The organism is Pseudomonas sp. AN-1 (assembly GCF_034057115.1).
Taxonomy (GTDB): Bacteria; Pseudomonadota; Gammaproteobacteria; order Pseudomonadales; family Pseudomonadaceae; genus Geopseudomonas.
The window spans coordinates 718,355-738,714 of record NZ_CP139195.1 but is presented as its reverse complement, the minus strand read 5'-3'; the positions used below and the strand labels follow the sequence as shown (position 1 = coordinate 738,714).

Below are 20,360 nucleotides of genomic sequence, written 5' to 3'. Positions count from 1 at the left end.
TCCGCCAAGAGGTGATAGGGTGGAAAAGACTACTGCAGACCTCCATGCCCTGGCGGGCCTGGATCTGGCCGAATACGACCGTCTGGTCGCGGCCCTGTACGATGCGGCGCTGGACAGCCGCCTGTGGCACATCCCCATGGAGCAGCTGCGCGACCTGTTCGCCGCCAACTACGTGACCCTGATCCTGCGCGTCCCCGACCAGTCGGACGCCGGCCTGATGATCGTCGCCGGCAACGTCGAGGGCGAGGGCAAGGTCACCTACCTGACCTACCCGCACTCCAGCACCCCGTTCATCAACCAGCCGGTCGACAAGGTGTTCACCGTCGACGACCTGATGAGCGAGAAGGACTGGCGCGAGTCCTCCTACTACCAGCACTGGTGCGGGCCGAAGGGCGTCTACCACGTGATGGGCGTGGACATCGCCACCCCGGATTCCGGCAAGCTGCGCTTCCGCATCACCCGCCCCGAGTCCGCGCCGAAGTTCTCGGCGCGCGACCGCGCCCTGTGCGAGCTGATCCTGCCGCACCTGCGCCGCGCCCTCAACATGCACAACCAGCTGGACCGCAGCCAGTCGATGGGCACGCTCTACTCCCAGGCGATCAGCCGCCTGTCGGTGGCGACCATCGTCCTCGACGAGAGCGGCCGCGTGCTGCAGCAGAACGCCATCGCCCAGGAGATCCTCGCCGGCGCCGACGGCCTCAAGGTGGTCGGCGGTCGCCTGGAGGCCTCCTATCCCAGCGACAATCGCGAGCTGCAGCGCCTGGTGCGCAATGCCTTCGCCCGCCAGGGCAAGGAGAGTCCGGCGATCGCCGAGGCGGTGTCGATCGCCCGGCCGTCCGGCCAGGTCAGCCTGGTGGTGGTGGTGGAGTCGGTACCCTCGCTGGAGTGGGCGGAAAGCAAGGGCCAGCCGGCGGTGGTGGTGTACATCCGCGATGCGGTCGGCAAGTCGCTGACCAGCACCACGGTGGCCAAGCAGCTGTTCAACCTCACCCCGGCGGAGACCGCGCTGTGCCTCGAGCTGGCCAACGGCCTGTCGCTGGAGGAGGCCGCCGAGGCGCTGAACATCCGCCGCAACACCGCGCGCGCCCATCTGCGCGCGATCTTCTCCAAGACCGGCGTGCGCCGGCAGACCGAGCTGGTGCGCATCATGCTCAACAGCGTGATGGCAGTCGGCCAGACCGACGGCCAGGCGCAGCGACTGCGCGCCGGCTGATATCGTCCGCTCGGACGATTCGACGCGCGCCGCGCCGCCCCTAGAGTGGGGTAAACCCAGCCATCAAGGCCAGTCATCAAGGAGAGTTTCCATGCCAGTCACAGCTGTCAGCGGTTCCGCGTCGGGCATCGGCGCCGCCGTGTGCGCCGCCCTGCGCGCCGCCGGTCACCAGATCATCGGCATCGACCGTGCCAATGCCGAGGTGATCGCCGATCTGTCCACCGCCGAAGGCCGCCAGGCGGCGGTCGAGGACGTGCTCGCCCGCTGCGACGGCGTGCTCGACGGCCTGGTGTGCTGCGCCGGCCTCGGCGTCACCGCGCCGTCCTCCGGCCTGATCGTCGCGGTCAACCACTTCGGCGTCACCGCGCTGCTCGAGGGCCTGGCCGCTGCGCTGGCCCGCGGCGAGCAGGGTGCGGCGCTGGTGATCGGCTCGGTGGCCGCGACCCAGCCGGGCGCCGACAGCCAGCCGATGACCGAGGCCATGCTGGCCGGTGACGAGGCGCGCGCACTCGCCCTGGCCAACGAGCTGAACCAGGCGCACGTTGCCTACGCCAGCTCCAAGTACGCGGTGACCCGCTACGCCCGGCAGAAGGCGGTGGAGTGGGGCGGCCGTGGCCTGCGCCTCAACGTGGTGGCGCCCGGCGCGGTGGAGACCCCGCTGCTGCAGTCCTCCAAGGACGATCCGCGCTTCGGTCAGGCGGTGCGCGACTTCGTCGCCCCGCTGGGCCGCGCCGGCCAGCCGGCGGAGATCGCTGCGCTGGTGGCCTTCCTGCAGTCGCCGCAGGCGAGCTTCGTGCACGGCAGCGTGGTGTTCGTCGATGGCGGCATGGATGCGATGGTGCGCCCGACGAAGTTCTGACTTTTCATCGGTAACGACGAGGCCACCTGCGGGTGGCCTCGTCGTTTCTGGTCCGTATTGACGATGACCCCTGGGGTGCCCGGCACCAAGACTTGAGCTGTAGGGGCGAATTCATTCGCCAACGTGGCCGCGTCGGGCGAATGAATTCGCCCCTACAGAGGATTCGATTCGGGGATTCAATTCAAGGAGTCTGCAATGAACAAGGTGGCATTCATCACCGGCGCCAGCCGGGGCATCGGCCGGGCGACGGCGCTGGCCTTCGCCCGCGCCGGCTTCGACGTGGCGATCAGCGCGCGCACGCTGGAGGAGGGCGAGAGCCACCAGCACGCACTGCGTAATCCGGACGGCACGCCGCTGCCCGGCAGCCTGGCCGCGACCGCCGCGGCCATCCGCGAGTCGGGCCGCGAGGCCTTCGTGGTGCGCATGGACCTGCTCGACGCGGAGTCGGTGTGCGCCGCCTGCGCGGCGGTGCTCGAGCGCTTCGGGCGCATCGATGTGCTGGTCAACAACGCCATCTACCAGGGCAGCGACCTCAACCTGCCGTTCCTCGAGCTGGAGGCCGAGACCCTGCTGCGCGTCTACCAGGGCTACCTGCTGGCGCCGTTCCTCGCCACCCGCGCGGTACTGCCGCAGATGCTCGAACGCGGCGACGGGGTGATCATCAACGTCACCTCCGGCGCCGGCGAGAGCGATCCGCCGGTGGCGGCCGGGCGTGGCGGCTGGGGCTATGCCTACGGCGCCGGCAAGGCCACGGTGTCGCGCCTGTCCGGGGTGCTGAACACCGAGCTGGGCGAGCGCGGCATCCGCGCCTTCACCATCAACCCTGGCGTGGTCACCACCGAGGCGCTGATGGCCACCATCGGCGACAAGGGCGTGATCGCCCTGCGCGGCGGCATGGCGCCGCCCGAGGTGCCGGCGCAGGTCATGCTCTGGCTGGCCACCGCCGCCGAGGCGGGGCAGTTCCAGAAGCGCACCATCGCCGCCCAGCCGTTCGCCCTGGAGCAGGGCATAGTCGCCGACTGGCGGGTGCCGGTCGGCGCCTGAAATCGCACTTTCTAGTCCAAGCGGATGATGAGCGCGCCGCGTCCCTCGGTGAAGATCGTCGGACGCCGCCGTCCGGCCCGCCCCGAGGCGCGGCCGGACGGCGTCCCGCCTTGCGTGTGCTCAACGGAGAAAGCCTGATGACCAATAACAACACCAACAATGCGCTGCCGCACCGTTTCGCGCGCGGCTGGCACTGCCTGGGTGTCGCCGACGACTACCGCGACGGCAAGCTGCACACCCTGAACATCTTCGGCACCCGCCTGGTGGCCTTCGCCGAGGACAGCGGCAAGATCAACCTGCTCGACGCCCACTGCCCGCACATGGGCGCGGACCTGTCGCAGGGCACCCTGGTGGGCAACCGCGTGGTCTGCCCGTTCCACCACTGGCAGTTCGAGGGCAGCGGCCGCTGCGCCGAAATCCCCTACTGCGAACGCATCCCGCCCAAGGCCAAGACCCGCTCCTGGCTGACCTGCGAGGAGAACGGCCTGCTGTTCGTCTGGAACAACCCGGAAGGCAAGGCCCCGGCCGCAGACGTGGTGATCCCGCACCTGCCGGAAATCGACAGCGACGAGTGGTCGCACGACTGGCACCTCGACACCCTGATCATCGACACCCATCCGCGCGAGCTGGTCGACAACCTCGCCGACGCCCAGCACTTCGGTCCGGTGCACGGCACCCCGACCAAGTACTTCGCCAACGTGTTCGAAGGCCACATCGCCCACCAGATCTTCCATGGCGACTCGATCCGCCTGGGCGGCGACCTGGTCGCCGAGTCGGCCTACTTCGGCCCGGCCACCCACTTCACCCGCATGCGCGCGGTGTTCGAAGGGATGGAAGTGCACTCGATCCTGCTCAACTGCCACGTGCCGATCGGCCCCAACAGCTTCGAGCTGCGCTTCGGCTGCCTGGTGAAGAAGATGCCGGGCTGGAGCGAGGAGCAGAACGAGGCGCTGGCCAAGGAGTACGTGCAGCAGAACCGCACCTCCTTCTACCAGGACGTGGACATCTGGAAGCACAAGGTGTGCATCAACAACCCGGTGCTGGCCGAGGGCGACGGCCCGGTCTACCAGCTGCGCGAGTGGTACCAGCAGTTCTACACCGACGAGGCCGAAGTGCCGGCCTTGATGCGCGAGCGCCGCGAGATCGTTACCGTCGACAAGCGCTGATCCGCCCGTGATATACAAACCGCCCGGCATTCGCCGGGCGGTTTCGTTTGCGCCCCGTAAGGCGGCAGCGCTGCGAGCGGAATTTGAAGCGGGGGGAGGGCCAGTGCCTGAGCGGCTTCGGCGCTGTTTGGGCGAATTCATTCGCCCAAACACACCGCCAAGGCGCATGAATTCGCCCCGGCAGGCCGGGGGCGGCTGGCGTTCGCCGCCTAGAGGGACAGCTGGCCGAGCGAAATGGAGGGCGCGACGAGTTGTGCCGGACAGTACTGACAGCTGTCTGCCTGGGCGAGCAACGCGGGCTGGCTGCTGGGCAGCAGGGCGGGGGAGAGGGTGGTGCAGGCAGAAAATACGGCCAGGTAGATCAGCTTTCTTGTTTTCATTGTTGTTGTTCTCGCTATCGAACTGCAGGCAGCGAGCCGACGGCTTGCCGTCGCGTCTCAAGGCCACCATAGGAAGCGAGTGTGCTTTTGTCCTAGTCCGAACGGACTAGAAGCGACGAGCGGTTTCTCCACCGTCGCAGACGCAAGGCTGGCGCGCGGCCAGCCCAGAGCTTCCAGCGATCCCGCGCCCAAAGCATCGTCCGAATGAGGGAGGGATGACTCCCCTTGTCTGATCGGACGATGCGACGCCCCCTTGGCGCCGCCACAGTCTGGCCATCCCCCAGCACCGCAGTCTGCTTTGGGCTGCCGGAGCTGGGGTGACGAGGAGGAGTCATGCAGCCAGTCACAAAAATAAATACAGAGTCGGCCTTGCGCGCGGTGCCGCCGACAGAGGTCGGCGCCCACCAGGCGCCCGGCCGTTCCCGCATCTGGATCGGCCTGTGCATCGTCGGCCTGGTGGCCGCGGGCACGGTCGCGTCGTTCCTGCCCCGCCCCAGTCCGGCGTTCCCGTCCAGCGACGCCCGCCCGGAGCTGATGCTGATCAACGGCGCGACGCAGGCCGCCGGCGCGCAGCTGGTCGCCGCCGGCGAACTGGGTCACCTGTTCCACAGCCAGGGTACCGGCCAGCCGTGGCGCGAGGCCGCAGTCGCGCCCCAGCGCGGCTCGACCCTGACCCAGGTGTTCTTCGCCGACCGGTCGCTGGGCCTGGCGATCGGCCATGACAACTGGATCCTACGCAGCGAGGACGGCGGCCGGAGCTGGCAGGAAGCCCACTTCGACGCCGAAGCCGCCGAGGCGCTGATGGGCGTGTGGGGCACTGCCCGAGGGCCGCTGTTCGCCACCGGCAGTTTCGGCCGCTTGCTGGTCTCGGAGGATCGCGGCAAGACCTGGCAGCCCCGCGACACCGGCCTGGGCGACCGCCATTTCTACGGCATCGCCGGTGGCGGCCAGCAGCGCCTGATGCTGGTCGGCGAGAGCGGCCTGGTCGCGCGCTCCGCCGATGGCGGGCAGAGCTGGGAACGCCTGCCGGACTTCTACAACGGCAGCTTCTTCGGCCTGATCGCCCTGTCGGCCAGCGACTGGCTGGTCTACGGCATGCGCGGCAAGGTGTTCCGCACCGGCGATTTCGGCGCTACCTGGCAGGAGGTCGACGCCGATACCGGCCTGTCGCTGTACGGCGGCACCCACACCGGCGACGGCAAGGTGGTGCTGGTCGGCGAGGGCGGCGTGGTCACCCAGTCCGGGGATGGCGGGCGGACCTTCAAGCGCCTCAACGACGGCGGCGCCGGCAGCCTCTCCAGCGTCGCCGAGCTGGCCGATGGCCGGCTGATCTTCACCGGGCAGTCCGGCATCGCCGTGTCCGGCGCGCCGGCCGCATCCCAGACTCACTGACACAAGCGGACACTCTCATGGACAACCACAAGAATGCCCAGTGGGTCGACCGCTGCGCCGACCTGCTCATGGCCAACCGCCGCTGGCTGCTGCTCCTGTTCATCCTGCTGACCGTGGTGTTCGCCGCGACGGCTACCCGGATCAAGCTGGACCCCGGCTTCTACAAGATGATCCCGCTGCAGCACCCGTACATGCAGACCTTCACCAAGTACCAGAAGGCCTTCCCGGGTGCCAACCGCGTGCTGGTCAACCTGCGCTGGAAAGGCGAGGGCGACATCTACAACGTGCAGTTCCTCAAGGCCCTGCGCGAGGCGACCGACGACGTGTTCTTCATCCCCGGCGTCGACCGCACCCGGGTGTCCTCGCTGTTCACCCCCGACACCCGCTTCATCGAGGTCACCGAGCAGGGCTTCTACGGCGACGTGGTGGTGCCGGCGAAGTTCGGCGGCTCGGAGCAGGACCTGGCGACCGTGCGCCGCAACGTCGCGCGCGCCGGCGTCATCGGCCGCCTGGTGCAGGGCGACCTGCGCGGCGCGCTGATCCGCGCCGACCTGCAGGAAATCAATCCGGAAACCGGTGAGAAGGTCGACTACGTCGAGGTCGCCAGGGCGCTCGACGCGGTGCGCGCCAAGTACTCCAGCGAGCAGATCGAGGTCGACATCATCGGCTTCCCGGTGCTGATCGGTGACGTCGTCAGCGGCCTGAACGGGGTGTTCGTGTTCTTCCTGCTGGCCTTCGCCATCACCGCGGTACTGCTGTTCGCCTACTGCCGCTCGCTGCGCATGACCCTGCTGGCCCTGGTGGTGGCGCTGCTGCCGGTGATCTGGCTGCTGGGCCTGCTGCCGCTGCTGGGCTACGGTATCGATCCGATGTCGATCCTGGTGCCATTCCTGATCTTCTCCATCGGCGTGTCCCACGCGGTGCAGATGACCAACGCCTGGAAGCTGGAGGTGCTGGGCGGGGCGAGTTCGCTGGCCGCGGCGCACAGCTCTTTCTGCCGCATCTTCGTGCCGGGCGCCCTGGCGCTGCTGGCCAACGCGCTGGGTTTTGCGGTGATCATGCGCATCCAGATCGACAGCGTGCGCGAACTGGGCATCACCGCCTGCCTCGGCGTGCTGCTGATGATCGTCACCAACAAGATGATGCTGCCGATCCTGCTCTCCGGCATGCGTCTGGAAGACTCCGCGCGGCGCACCGCCACGGCGGGCGGCAAGCGCCATCCGTTCTGGTGGAAGCTGTCGGCGGTGACCAATCCCGGCACCGCGCTGCTGGTGGCCGTCGTCTGTCTGGGCCTGCTCGGCCTGGGCATCGCCGAGTCGCGCAAGCTGGTGGTCGGCGACATCGGCAGCGGCGCTCCGGAGTTCCGCGAGGACTCGCGCTACAACCGCGACAACGCCAGCATCGTCGGCAGCTACGCGATCGGCGTCGACGTGCTCAGCGTGGTGGTCGAGGCCAAGGGCTTCGAGGGCGATGCCTGCCTGCACTACTCGGTGATGAGCGCGGTCGACCGCTTCGCCACCTTCATGCGCGGCGTGCACGGCGTGCAGTCGGTGGTCAGCGTCCCGGACATGGCCAAGGTCGGCATCGCCGCCAACAACGAAGGCAATCCGCGCTGGGCCGCGCTGCCGCGCAGCAGCCAGGCCCTGCAGCAGGGCGCCGAGGCCTACAACCCGGACCTGGGCATGAACACCCAGGGCTGCACGGCGATGCAGGTGCTGATCTACACCCGGGACCACGAAGGCGCGACCCTCCATCACCTGACCAGCGAGATCAAGCGCTTCATCGCCGAGCAGCCTAAGGACAGCCCCGAGTTCCGCGTGGCCGACGCCTTCCGCCTGGCCGGCGGCAACGCCGGGGTGATGGCGGCGACCAACGAGGCGGTGGAGCAGGCCGAGGTGGAGATGCTGGTGGCCATCTTCGGCGCCATCACCCTGATGTGCTTCCTGATGTTCCGCTCCTGGAAGGCGGTGCTGTGCATCATCGCGCCGCTGGCGGTGGTGTCGGTGCTGTGCAACGCGCTGATGGCCGCGCTGGGCATCGGCCTCAAGGTGGCGACCCTGCCGGTGGTGGCGCTGGGCGTCGGGGTGGGCGTCGACTACGGCATCTACCTGTTCGAGCGGGTCAAGCACCAGATCGAGGAGGAGGGCCAGGACCTGCGCACCGCCTTCTACGAGGCCATGCGCCAGCGCGGCACGGCGGCGATCTTCACCGCGGTGACCATGTCGGTCGGCGTGGCTACCTGGGCGTTCTCGCCGCTGAAGTTCCAGGCCGACATGGGCATCCTGCTGGCCTTCATGTTCCTGGTGAACGTGTTCGGCGCCGTGCTGCTGCTGCCGGCGCTGGCCTGCTGGCTGAACGTCGGCCGCGAGCGCCGCGCCGACCGGTTGCCCGCCGCTCAGCCTTACGCCTGATCGACGCCGGTGGCTGTCCGTGACGGGCAGCCACCGGCAATTCCACTGACTTCCAGTGCGCGCCGGCATGACGCGCAGGGGCACTTTCGTGCCTGCGAAAAGTGCCGATCGATAGCCGGAATGCTGCCGATCCGCCTAGTCCGAACCAAGTATGTGAGCGGATTTTTCGCGGTTAATCATGAACTCACTCGACGATCACCTGCGGTTGTCGAGGCAGAAGCCAACTGGCAAATGGCGAGTCTGCCGAGATGCAAGGCCGTATCAGGACAACAACCAACAAGATCCTCCGAGAGGAGCTGAACTGATGAATTACAAATACAAGAAACGTGGCGTGTCCCGCTTGCCGCATCATTTCAAACTCAGCCTGCTCGGCTGCGCCGTGGGCGTGCTGGCGCTGCCGGCCGCGCAGGCCGGCTCCTTCGAGTTCGGCGATGGTTTCGAAGTCGACTATCTGGCCACCTTCAACTACGGCCTGAACATGCGTGCCGAGAAGCAGGCGCACGAGTTGCTGAACAACATCAACGGCGACGACGGCAACCGCAACTTCGACCGTGGCAGCTTCTTCAACAACCGCGTCAGCCTGCTCGCCGAAATGGACATCCACAAGGGCGACTACGGCCTGATGCTGCGCGGCTCGTCGTTCTACGATTTCGCCTACAACCGCAAGAACGACAACCACTCGGCGAACACCATCAACAAGCTGGGTGATACCGACGAGTTCAGCTCCGAGGCCGAAGACCGCGTCGGCAAGCGCACCCGCCTGCTGGATGCCTACGCCTATGGCGGCACCACCGTCGGCGACAGCGGCTTCCTCGACGTGCGTCTCGGCAACCAGGTCGTCGCCTGGGGCGAGAGCCTGTTCATCTCCGGCATTTCCGGGGTACAGGGGCCGGTCGACGCCACCAAGAGCAACATCCCCGGCACCGAGATCAAGGAAATCCTCCTGCCCGAACTGCAGGCCTCCGCGCGCTTCTCGGTCAACGACTGGACCCTGCTCGGCTACTACCAGTTCAAGAACCATCCCTACGAGCTGTCGCCGGCCGGCGAGTACTTTTCCTACGCCGACATGATCGGCCCGGGCGGCCAGTACATCCGCTTCGCCCCGGGCGACCTGGCGACCCTGGCGGGCTTGGGTGCGGCCATTCCCCGTACCGAGACCGACAACGCCCGCGACGGCGGCGAGTGGGGCGTCGGGGCGCGCTACAAGCTCACCCCCTACACCGAGGTGGGCGCCTACCGCCTGCGCTACCACGAGCGCACGCCGAGCCTGCTGCTCAACATCGACCCCGTCACCTTCCTCCCGACTTCCTACACCCTCAAGTACTTCGAGGATGTCGACCTGACCGGCGCCAGCATCTCCACCCGCCTCGGCGACTGGCAGGTGTCCGGCGAGGTCAGCTACAAGGACGGCCTGTCGCTGCTGACCAAGACCGGCGTGTCGCGCGGCGAGGCGACCCAGGCGCAGGTTTCGCTGCTGAAGACCTGGGGCGACAGCTGGATCGCGCCGCAGACCTCCTTCGCCGGCGAATTCGGCGCGGTGCACATCAACGACGTCGACGATGGCGGCCTCGATGCCCTCGCCAACGACCGCAACGCCCAGTTCGGCCAGTTCATGGTGACCCTGACCTACCCGAACGTGTTCAACGGCTGGGACCTGGACGTGCCGTTCAGCTACGGCCACGCCTTCAACCAGTCCTCGGTGAGCACCTTCGGTTTCGGCGGCGATGGCGACGCCCGCGCCAGCCTCGGCGCCAAGTTCAAGTACCTGAACAACCTCGAGATGGGCCTGACCTACAACGCCTATCTGGGCTCGGCCGACCAGCTCGAGCGTCCGCTGGCCGACAGGGACTTCGTGGCCTTCAACCTCAAGTACAACCTGTAACAGCAGGAGACACAGCGATGAAGACGACTCTTTTCCGGGCCAGCCTGCTGAGCGCGGGCATCCTCTGCGCATTCAGCCAGACCGCCGCGGCCAAGGTTTCCGCCGAAGAGGCCGCGCGCCTGGGCAAGGACCTGACCTGCTCCGGCGCCGAGAAGGCCGGCAACGCCGACGGCAGCATTCCGGAGTTTTCCGGCAAGTGGCTGGGCGCCCCCGACCACATCAAGCACGAGGGCACCGGCAAGTTCTGGGAGAACCCCTACGCCAGCGAGAAGCCGCTGTTCACCATCACCGCGCAGAACATGGACCAGTACGCCGACAAGCTCAGCGACGGCCTGAAGGCGCTGTTCAAGAAGTACCCGGACACCTTCAAGATGCCGGTGTATACCAGCCACCGCGACTTCCGCTTCCCCGACTGGGTGTGCGAGGCCTTCAAGAAGAACGCCACCACCGCCGAACTGGTCGACGACGGCCTCGGCCTCAAGGCGGTGACCGGCTCCCAGCCGTTCCCGATCCCGAAGACCGGCTTGGAGCTGCTGTGGAACATCAACAACACCGGTCCGCAGCCGCACAAGACCGAGCTGACCACCCAGGACGTGGTGGTCTACCCGGACGGCAACCTGGCCTGGGGCAAGATGGAGAACAAGTTCCTCGGCATTCGCTCCGAACCGGGCGCGATGCGCGACACCACCGACTTCACCCCGCCGTATGGCGGCATCCAGTCGCTGACCATCCAGAAGACCCACCTGCCGCTGCGCGACAAGGGCACGGTGTATTCGACGCGGGAGACCTTCAACTACAAGACCCTGCCGCGCGACGTGTACATCTACAACCCGGGCACCCGCCGCGTGCGCCAGGCGCCGTCGTTCGGCTTCGACATGCCGCAGGGCGCCGGCGGCTTCCGCACCGTCGACGAACACCACATGTTCAACGGCTCGCCGGAGCGCTACGACTGGAAGATCGTCGGCAAGCGCGAGATGTACATCCCCTGGAACGCCTTCGCCACCAACCAGGCCGAGGTGAAGATCGCCGACCTGATCAAGCACAAGGGCCACGTCAACACCGAGCCCATGCGCTTCGAGCTGCAGCGCGTCTGGGTGCTGGAAGCGACCCTCAAGCCCGGCTTCCGCCACCAGTACGCCAAGCGCGTGTTCTACATCCAGGAAGACACCTGGGGCTCGGCGCTGTCCGACCAGTACGACGGCCGCGGCCAGCTGTGGCGCACCGTGCTGGGCAACTGGATGTGGGCCTACGAGTCGCAGACGCCCTACTGGGGCATCGCCGCGCATCATGACCTGATCTCCGGCGCCTACCTGGTGGACAACATCGCCAACGAGACCGGCGCGCCGATCCTGGAAACCAAGGAAAACTGGACTCCGGCCATGTTCAGCGCCGAGGCGGCGGCTCGCTGGGGGCGTTGATCCGCTAGCAGCCAGCGCGCGAGAAAAAGCGGAGCCCTCCCCACGCGAGTGGGGAGGGCTCTTTGTGTTCTGGGTCGGGCTGCCGACTTCCTGCACGGCCTTCCGGCCGTCTGCCATCAGCTTCTGCGCGGTTGACTCTGCCCCTAGGGAGAGAGTTTAGAGTGCGCGCGCCCTGGTTGGGGCAGGTCATTCACCGTGACGTAACTATCGGGTTACGGCTATGGACAGACAAGGAGCAGGACTTTGAACAACCCCCTGGAACTGGAATCCGTAATCGCGAGCACGCGGGAGATCCTTGCCCAGTTGCTGGTTCTCGACATCGAGGATATCGAGGCCGACAGCAGCATCGTCGAGGATCTCTCCGCCGACTCCCTGGACATCGTCGATCTGAGCTTTCAGCTCGGCAGACGCTACGGCTGCGTCCTGCCCAAGACCAGCGTACTGGACCACGCCGCTGCAGTATGCGGCGATCTGCAGGCATTCGTCGACGCCGGCGGCCTGACCCCGGCCGGCAAGGCGCTGCTCGAGGGGAGCCTGAACGCCTATGCCGATGGCCAGTTGCGCCCGGGCATGAAGCCGGCCGATGTCTTCGCCGCCACGACGGTCCGCAACTGGGCTGCCCAGTGTCGCAACCTCTTCGATCACCTGCCGGAATCCTGCCCCCAGTGCGGCGGCAAGCATGCCAGCCTCAGCCCGCAGAACCTGGTGGTATGCAGCTCCTGCAGCGCACGCCTGAGTCCTGCCGACGGCGATCAGGTTTCCCGGCTGCTGGTCGAGAAATTCGTCGCTGCCAACCTGCAAGAACGCGTCTAGGGGCCGCCATGCGGGCGCGCGAAGTCTGCGTCACCGGCTACGGTCTGGTGGCTCCCACGGTGCTGGACGGCGACAGTCTGTTTCGGCGGATCTGCGAGAATCGCTCCTGCGTTCGCAGCCACCCATTGTTCGAGGAGCTCGGTTTTCCGAACACGGCGGCCGGCTATCTCGATGACGAGCAGTGGCTGCACATGTTCGACGCCTATGACGGCGATCCGGTCGTACCCCCGCGGCAGTGCGTGCTGGCGACCTATGTCGCCAGACAGGCTCTGGGCCACGCCGGGCTGACGGCGAATGCGTTCGGGGGGAGCCGCAGCGGCCTTTTCCTCGGCGCCAACAAGTACTGCGCCAACGTCCAGGATCTCGACCGCCTTGGCATGTGCCTGAACGATGACTGCCTGGACCTCGACCGTCTCCTCGGGCAGCAGCCGGACATCGAGCCGGTGTTCTCGCGGCGGGTCGACCAGCAGACCTTCCAGCTGGCCGCAGAGCTGGGGATCAGCGACCACATTTCCACCCATTCCGACGCCTGCGCAGCCGGAACAGTGGCCATCGGCAGCGCCTACCGGGCGATCGAGCGTGGCGAGATCGACCTTGCACTGTGCGGCGCCGTCGAGCTGATGGCCAACGAGCTGCCCTATTACATGTTCGGCAGCCTCGGCGCGCTGTGCCAGCAGAGCGAGCTGCCACCCGAGCGGCAGAGTCGACCGTTCATGCGCGACCGCAGCGGTTTCGTGCTCAGCGAGGGGGCTGCCTTTCTGGTCCTGGAGTCGCGCGAACACGCCGAACGCCGCGGGGCGCACGTGCTCGGCCGGGTACTGGGTTATGCCAACCACTGCGAGGCGGAGAAGATGACGGCCAGCAGCAAGGATGGCAGCAAGTACGCGCGCTGCATGGAGGAGGCGATAGAGGATGCCGGTCTGCTGCCGCATGCCGTGCAGCACGTGAATACCCATGGCACCTCGACTCAGGTCAATGACAGCTGCGAGGCCCTGGCTCTCAAGCGGGTCTTTGGCGAACAGCTGGATGCCATCACCCTCACCGCCAACAAGTCGGCCGTCGGCCACTCGCTGGCCGGCAGCGGCGCCATCGAGGCGGTGCTTTCGCTGATCAGCCTGCGCGATGGCGTGCTCCTGCCGACGCTGAACTACTGTCCGGATGGCGCCCAGTTTCCCGAGCTGAAATTCCTGACCGAGCCCAGGCGCCAGTCGGTGAATGTGGTGCTGTCCAACTCCTTCGGCTTCGGCGGCATCAACAGTTCCATCGTGCTGGGGAGGGCTTGAGCATGACCATGTTGCAGGGAAGGCCGGTGTACCTGGTGGCGGCCTCCATACTCAATGCCGCCGGCAGCGAGGCCGGCGATCTCCACGGCGCGGTGCCACAGCCGCGGCTTCTGCCGTTCGCCGCCGAGCGAACGGCGCATGCCGTGGCGGCTCCGCGGCTGCCGGCGGATCTGTTCGACCGCAAGATCCAGCGCAGCGTCGAGCCGCAGGGGCTGCGCCTGCTGCACTGCGCCGCACGACTGGCGCCGGCTCTGCACGAGTTGCGACTGCCGGCGCAGCGGGTAGGGCTAACGGCGGCGATACCCGAGGTTGACGCGCCCAGTCCCTGCTGGGATGCGGTCGAAGCCATCGAGCGCGAGCCGGACAGGCTTCTTGCGCAGCTGCTGGCCAACACCCCGCCGCTACACGCGTTGACCCTGCTCAACAGCTCGGTCATGGCCTATGTCGCCGAAGCGCTGGACTGCCGGGGCGTCATGGCGGGCTATTGCGCGCAGGTCGGTGCCGGCTTCGATGCGCTGATCGAGGCGGTTGCGGAAATCGCCGAGGGGCGGGCCGATGCGGCGCTGTCGGTCAGCTGCAGCCCGAACCTGACGCCGGCCCTGTTCCTGCGCGACGAGCCGGGCCAGGACGTGCTGTACGGGGAGGGGGCCGCGGCACTGCTGCTGGCCGCCCAGCCGCCGCTCGAAGGCCTCGAGGTGCGGGTGGCCGGTTACGGCCGTGGCTTCAGTGCCGACCCGCAGCGCCGCCCGGCAGTGCTGCAGCAGGCCGTGCATCAGGCGCTGCAGGCGGAGCGCCTGACGCCGCGCGACATCGACTGGCTGGGCGGCAGCGTCCCCGATCTTGCCGCCAGCGAGCCCTTCGCTGCCTGTGCCGTCCTGCGCGATACCCGGGAGGTAACCGGCGAACTGGGCGCCAGCGGCCTTGCTACCGAGATCGCTGCCCTGATCGGCGATCCGCGTCATGAACGCGAGCCCCGCCTGCGCCATGTGCTGCTGCCGAGTGTCAGCCGGGCAGGGCACTGCGACGCCATGCTGCTGGCAATCACCTGGAAGGAGAAGGCATGAACGGAGCAAGGGTGGTGATCACCGGGATGGGGGCGGTGACCGGCTTCGGTTTCCAATGGCAGGACATGTGGCAGCAGATGCTGCTCGGCAGGCACTGCGTAGCGCCCTGGCAACCGGAGGAAATCGAGGACGGCGGCTTCCCGGTGCGGTTCGCCGCGGCCGTCGACATAACGCGCCTGTCGTCCGGACTGCAGGGGCATCCGGCGTGGGACATGCCCATGGAGAAACGCAGTCGCCTTGGCTGGATCGCCGCCACCCAGGCGGTCGCCGACAGCGGCCTGGCCGTCAGCGAACTCAGCCGTGCCGCGGTGCTGACGGCATCCGGTGCGCCCCAGCACATGCTCGCCGACATGCGTCTGGCGCTGCCCGCCGATGGCGGCCAGGGGGCGGACTGGCGCCACCTGATGCAGCGTTCTGCGCAGGTCCACGCGGATGGCTCGCTGCGACAGGCCAACGACCGGCTGTCGCGGCTGATCGCCGCGGACTTCTCCTGCGAAGGCCCGGTGCTCAACGTCAGCAGCGCCTGTGCGGGCGCTGCGCAGGCGATCGGCAATGCCTTCCGGATGATCCGGCGCGGCGAGGTGGATGTCGCCGTGGCCGGCGGGGCCGATTCGGTGCTCAATCTCGACACCATGAGCGCGCTTTACCTGCTGGGTGCCGTCAGCAGCGAGCAGCGCTGGGGCAGCGAGCTGTGTCGGCCGTTCGATCGCGACCGCAGCGGCCTGGTCGCCGGCGAAGGCGGTGGCTTCGTGGTCCTCGAGCGGCTGGAACGGGCGCTGGCCCGTGGCGCCACGCCCTATGCCGAGGTGCTCGGCTATGGCAGCAGTCTGGATGGCTACAAGGTCACCGCTCCGGATCCGCAGGGACGCGGCGCTGCCCTGGCCATGCGCGCGGCTCTGGAGGATGCCGGTGTGCGGCCGCGGCAGGTCGATCTGGTCAATGCCCACGGGACGTCCACGCCGCTCAACGATGTGGCGGAAACCCTGGCGATCAAGAACGTGTTCGCCGAGGAGGAGCATTACCGCCAGCTGGCTGTTTGCGCCAACAAGTCGCAGTTCGGCCATCTGATCGCCGCGGCGGGGGCACCCGAGTTCATCGTCACGGCGCTTTCCTGCCGCGACGATCGCATTCCGCCGACCCTCAACCTGCAGCACCCGGACCCCGACTGCGATCTGGACTACTGCGCGCAGCGGGCGGTCAGCCGCCCGGTGCAGGTAGCGCTCAGCAACTCGTTCGGTTTCGGCGGCCTCAACGCGTCGCTGGTGCTGGGCAAATACCGGGAGAGCCGAGGATGAAGCACGTCGATCAGCGGATCGCCATCAGCGGTGCCGGTTGCGTGCTGGCCACCGGCTGGGGCGTCGCCCCCTTCTGGGCGGCCGCGCGGGCCGGGCGCAGCGGCATCGGACCACTGCGTGCCAGGCACTTCCACAGTCGGCGGGTGGTCGCCTTCGGCCACGTCGCCGAGGACGTCCAGCAGCGCTGCCGTCAGGAGGTGCCGCGCAACCTGCACCGCTACTGCACGCCGGCGCTGGCCTGGGGCGTCAGTGCGGTCGGCCAGGCGCTCGCGGAGGCCGGGATCGATCCGCAGCAGGGGCGGCTGCGCCTGGGACTCTATGGCTGTCAGGGGGGCTACACCCATCCCTCGCTCGATGCCTACGCCGAGTTGCTGCGCGATTGCTCCAGCGAGCTCGGTCTGGACAAGGCCGGGCTCAGCCGGCGCGTGCTGCATGAGCGTGCCCTGGACCCCTTCCTGGTGCTGAAGAGTCTCAGCAACGGCCTGCTCGGGGTGGTCAGCCTGGCCCACCGTCTGGAATGCGAGGGCAGCGCCTTCATGCAGGGCGTCGCCGGCAACCAGGCGGCCTTGCGCGAGGCCTGCGCCGCGCTGCGCAGCGGCCGTATCGATGCCGCCATCGTGGTCGGCTCTGGCAGCGAACTCGACGCGCTGGCGCTCGCCGCGCTGGTTCGCGCCGGAGTCATTTCCGCCAATGGCACCGAGGCCTTCCTGGCGTTCGACGAACGCGGCCGGGGCGGCATTGCCGGTGAGGGCGCCGCGGCACTGGTGCTGCAGCGCTGCGCGGATCTGCCGACCGCGGCGCACGTGTGCCTGGTCGGTCAGACGGCGCACGCCAACCTCGACGCCCTGCAGCTGCCGGCCGAGTCGACCGACCTGCTGGTCTGCACTGCCAGCGGCGAGCCGGAGCAGGACCGGCGGCTGAGTGCCCGCCTGGGCCGGATCCCGGCCGCGCATGTCGGCGCTGCGCAGCCGCTTACCGGGATCCTCAGTGCTGCACCCAGCCTGGTCGATCTGATTCTGGCTCGCAGCGCCATGCAGGCCGGCTACGCGCCTCCGCTCGCCGGGCTGAGGTATCCGGTCGACGACCGGCTGCCCTTCGTCGTCGGCAGCGGACGCGAGGTACCGATCCGCCGGGCCACAGTGGTCGGCCGCGACGACAACGGCTTCAGCGCCTGCTACCGGCTCGAGCTGGCCAGCTAGTACCCGCACGCAGCGCGCGGCCACTGCCGGCTGCGGGCTGTCTCTTCAGTGAAAGGATGTGAGTCCCAATGGATTACCGCGACTATGTAAGGCCCCGCTACGTCGAACTGATGCAGGCGCTGGGTCTGGAATGCCAGTTCCATCGTGCCAGTGGCAGCAAGCTGTTCCGCCGTGACGCCGCGGGAGCCGAGGTGGCCGTGACCGACTTCCTGGGCGGCTATGGTGCCGCGCTGTTCGGCCATAACGACCCCGAACTGGTCGAACTGCTCTGCGCTCTGCTGCGCGAGCAGGCGCCCTTCAACGCACAGATGTCGGTGCGCAGGGCCGCCGGCGAGCTGGGGCGGCGGCTGAGCGAGGCGCTCGGCCAGGAGCTGGGCTGCGCCGAGCACTTCGTGTCGACCTTCTCCAACAGCGGCGCCGAAGCGGTGGAGATCGCCATCAAGCACGCCGAGTTCAGCCGCCAGAAGCGTTTGCAGGCCGCCTTCGACCAGCGGGACTTCGTCCTGGCCGGTCTTTCCGGCGGCCAGCAGGCGTACGTCGAGTTCGATGTGGGCGAACTCGAGCTGCCGGCCGGCCTGCTGCCGGCGCACCTGACCACGGTGACCCTGCGCCAGCTGGCCGAGGCCGTGCGCCAGCACAACCTGGCCCAGCTGCATGCCGCTCCGGTGTTCGTCGCCATGCGGCGCAGCTTCCACGGCAAGCTGGTCAGCAGTGTGCAGCTCACCTACGGGCGGCAATACCGCCAGCCTTTCGCCCGCTTCGGGCTGAATGTCGATTTCGTCGACCCCGAGCAGCCCCTGCAGCTCGAGGAACTGCGCCAGCGGCACCGACGCGACTGGCTGAGTCTGGAGTTCGCCGGCGCGCGCCCGGTGCTGCATCGGGAGCCGTGCAGCAGCATCGCCGCGATACTGCTCGAACCGATCCAGGGCGAGGGCGGCATCCACGAAATTCCCGCAGAAGCCTGTCTGGCGCTGCGCCGGCTGTGCAACGAACTGGGTTGTCCGCTGATCGTCGACGAGGTGCAGTCGGGCTTCGGCCGCACCGGCACGCTGCTGGCCAGCAGCCAGCTGCGCCTGCTCGGCGACTACTACTGCCTGTCCAAGGCGCTGGGTGGTGGCCTGACTAAGATCGCCGCCACGCTGATCCGTGCCAGCCACTACGAAACCGACTTCAGCTACATCCACAGCTCGACCTTCGCCGAAGACGACCTGTCCTGTCGCGTGGCTCTGCAGTCCCTGCAGCGCCTGCAGGCCGACGGCGGGGCGATGCTCGAGGACATCCGCAGCAAGGGCGAGTATCTCAAGGCTTCGCTGTGCGAGCTCAGGGAGTACTACCCGGACGTGATCGCCGACGTGCGCGGCCGCGGCCTGCTGCTCGGCATCGAGCTGCACGACCTGAGCGACAGCAGCTCGCTGGTGCAGGCCTCGGCGCAGTACAACGATGCGCTCGGCTATCTGATCGCCGGCTACCTGCTGCAGCACGAGCACCTGCGCGTGGCCCCGTCGGGCAGCAACGCCAACGTGATCCGCCTGGAGCCGCCGGCGTGCATCAGTCATGCCGAGATCGACGGCCTGCTCGCGGCGCTGCAGCGGGTCTGCGAGATGCTCCGCCGGCGCGATGCACTGCCGCTGGCCGCGGCGGTGTGCGCCGACCTGCTGCCCGAAGTGCCGCCACGCGAGGAGAGCTTCGGCGGGAAGAGCCCGCGCCCAAAGCCTGAGCAGGGCACCCCGGTGGTAGCCAGGGTGGCCTTCATCAACCATCTGATCGACACCGGCATGCTCGGCGACGTCGACCCTTCGCTCGCCGTGCTCGACGCGGAGCAGAAGCGCGCCTTCGTCGAACGCACGGCTCCCGAGCGCAGGGCCGCGCCCATAGGCCCGGTGACCATTCGCTCGCGGCTGGGCACGGCGGTGGAGTTCACCCTCTATCCGCTGTGCATGGACTCCAGCGCAATGGCCGGATACATGGCCAGCGGCGACCTGCAGCCGATCCGCGAGGAGATCGCCGCACGCATCCGCGATGCCCGCGCCGACGGCTGCCGCATCGCCGGACTGGGGATGTACACCTCGATCGTCACCAACAACTGCCAGTCCCTGCAGATCCCGGATGTCGCGCTGACCTCCGGCAACGCCCTGACCATCGGCATGGGGCTGGAGGCCATCGAGCAGGGCTGCGCCCGCCAGGGCATCGACCTGGCCAGGGAGACCGCCGCAGTGGTCGGCGCGGCCGGCAACATCGCCTCGACCTACGCCTCGCTGCTGTCGATGCAGGTCGATCGTCTGCTGCTGATCGGCAGCGGCCGCGAGGGCTCGCTGCGCCGCCTGGAGAAGACTGCCGAGCTGATCTACATGGATGCCGCACGCTCGATTCGTGCCGGCACGAGCGAGCACGACCGGCTGGCCAGGCGCCTGCTGCAGCTGGAGGGGGTCGAGGCGTTGCTGCAGCTGTATGGCGATGCTCCGGATCTCGGCCGCCGGCTGTTCCGTTTCGTGGCCGAGCGCCTCGGGGACGAGGCGTTCATCGTCGTCGGCAACGATCTCGACAGCCTGCGCCAGGCGCGCATCGTGCTCTGCGCAGCCAATGCGCCGCAGGCTTTCCTGCAGGCCGGGCATTTCGCCGAGAACGGCGTGGTCTGCGATATCGCCGTGCCGCTCAACGTCGACCAGGCGGTGGCGGCGCAGCGTCCCGACCTGCTCTACATGCACGGCGGCATCGTGCAGACCCCGTTCGGCGACGGCCTGGCGGAAAACGTGCGCGCCTATCTCGGCGAGGGACAGCTCTACGCCTGCATGGCCGAGTCGGTGCTGATGGGGCTGGCGGGCATGAGCCGGCATTACTCCTACGGCGATATCAGCCGCGAGCAGGTACAGCAGATCCGCGCCATCGCCGCGACCCACGGCTTCGGGCTGGCCCGGATCAAGACGGACAACTCCCTGTAAGG

The 20,360-nt window shown here is 68.0% G+C and carries 14 protein-coding genes; all 14 read left to right on the top strand.

Annotation, left to right across the window (positions count from 1 at the left end; all coding sequences use genetic code 11):
* The first annotated feature begins 19 nt into the window (after positions 1–19).
* Entirely contained in the window at positions 20–1,213 is a 1,194-nt protein-coding gene (locus SK095_RS03290; protein WP_236574740.1) for a helix-turn-helix transcriptional regulator, read from the top strand.
* 91 nt (positions 1,214–1,304) lie between these two features.
* Positions 1,305–2,072 (top strand): SDR family oxidoreductase, encoded by a 768-nt coding sequence (locus SK095_RS03285; RefSeq protein WP_320547845.1) that lies wholly within the window; start codon positions 1,305–1,307, stop codon positions 2,070–2,072.
* A 195-nt stretch (positions 2,073–2,267) separates the two neighbouring features.
* Positions 2,268–3,116, top strand: a complete 849-nt coding sequence (locus SK095_RS03280; RefSeq protein WP_320547844.1) for an SDR family oxidoreductase — start codon at positions 2,268–2,270, stop codon at positions 3,114–3,116.
* 137 nt (positions 3,117–3,253) lie between these two features.
* On the top strand, positions 3,254–4,282 hold the full coding sequence (locus SK095_RS03275; protein ID WP_320547843.1) for a Rieske 2Fe-2S domain-containing protein: 1,029 nt from the start codon (positions 3,254–3,256) through the stop codon (positions 4,280–4,282).
* Positions 4,283–4,995: 713 nt separating this feature from the next.
* Positions 4,996–6,054 carry a WD40/YVTN/BNR-like repeat-containing protein gene (locus tag SK095_RS03270; RefSeq protein ID WP_320547842.1) on the top strand — a complete coding sequence of 353 codons (1,059 nt, stop codon included), beginning with the start codon at positions 4,996–4,998 and terminating at the stop codon, positions 6,052–6,054.
* 17 nt (positions 6,055–6,071) lie between these two features.
* Positions 6,072–8,465 (top strand): efflux RND transporter permease subunit, encoded by a 2,394-nt coding sequence (locus tag SK095_RS03265; protein ID WP_320547841.1) that lies wholly within the window; start codon positions 6,072–6,074, stop codon positions 8,463–8,465.
* Between the two features lie 304 nt (positions 8,466–8,769).
* Positions 8,770–10,347 (top strand): DUF1302 domain-containing protein, encoded by a 1,578-nt coding sequence (locus SK095_RS03260; RefSeq protein WP_201486875.1) that lies wholly within the window; start codon positions 8,770–8,772, stop codon positions 10,345–10,347.
* Positions 10,348–10,364: 17 nt separating this feature from the next.
* On the top strand, positions 10,365–11,765 hold the full coding sequence (locus tag SK095_RS03255; protein ID WP_136488560.1) for a DUF1329 domain-containing protein: 1,401 nt from the start codon (positions 10,365–10,367) through the stop codon (positions 11,763–11,765).
* A 243-nt stretch (positions 11,766–12,008) separates the two neighbouring features.
* Positions 12,009–12,578, top strand: a complete 570-nt coding sequence (locus SK095_RS03250; RefSeq protein ID WP_136488559.1) for an acyl carrier protein — start codon at positions 12,009–12,011, stop codon at positions 12,576–12,578.
* An 8-nt stretch (positions 12,579–12,586) separates the two neighbouring features.
* Positions 12,587–13,861, top strand: coding sequence for a beta-ketoacyl-[acyl-carrier-protein] synthase family protein (locus SK095_RS03245; RefSeq protein WP_320548862.1), 1,275 nt, complete (start codon positions 12,587–12,589; stop codon positions 13,859–13,861).
* A gap of 2 nt (positions 13,862–13,863) precedes the next feature.
* Positions 13,864–14,925, top strand: coding sequence for a beta-ketoacyl synthase (locus SK095_RS03240; protein WP_320547840.1), 1,062 nt, complete (start codon positions 13,864–13,866; stop codon positions 14,923–14,925).
* On the top strand, positions 14,922–16,220 hold the full coding sequence (locus SK095_RS03235) for a beta-ketoacyl-[acyl-carrier-protein] synthase family protein (RefSeq protein WP_320547839.1): 1,299 nt from the start codon (positions 14,922–14,924) through the stop codon (positions 16,218–16,220). The genes SK095_RS03240 and SK095_RS03235 overlap by 4 nt, the downstream gene beginning before the upstream one ends.
* Positions 16,217–17,419, top strand: a complete 1,203-nt coding sequence (locus SK095_RS03230; protein WP_320547838.1) for a beta-ketoacyl synthase N-terminal-like domain-containing protein — start codon at positions 16,217–16,219, stop codon at positions 17,417–17,419. Before SK095_RS03235 ends, SK095_RS03230 begins: the two co-directional genes overlap by 4 nt.
* A 68-nt stretch (positions 17,420–17,487) precedes the next feature.
* Positions 17,488–20,358: an aminotransferase class III-fold pyridoxal phosphate-dependent enzyme gene (locus tag SK095_RS03225; protein WP_320547837.1), complete on the top strand. Its 2,871-nt coding sequence runs from the start codon at positions 17,488–17,490 to the stop codon at positions 20,356–20,358.
* Positions 20,359–20,360 lie beyond the last annotated feature (2 nt).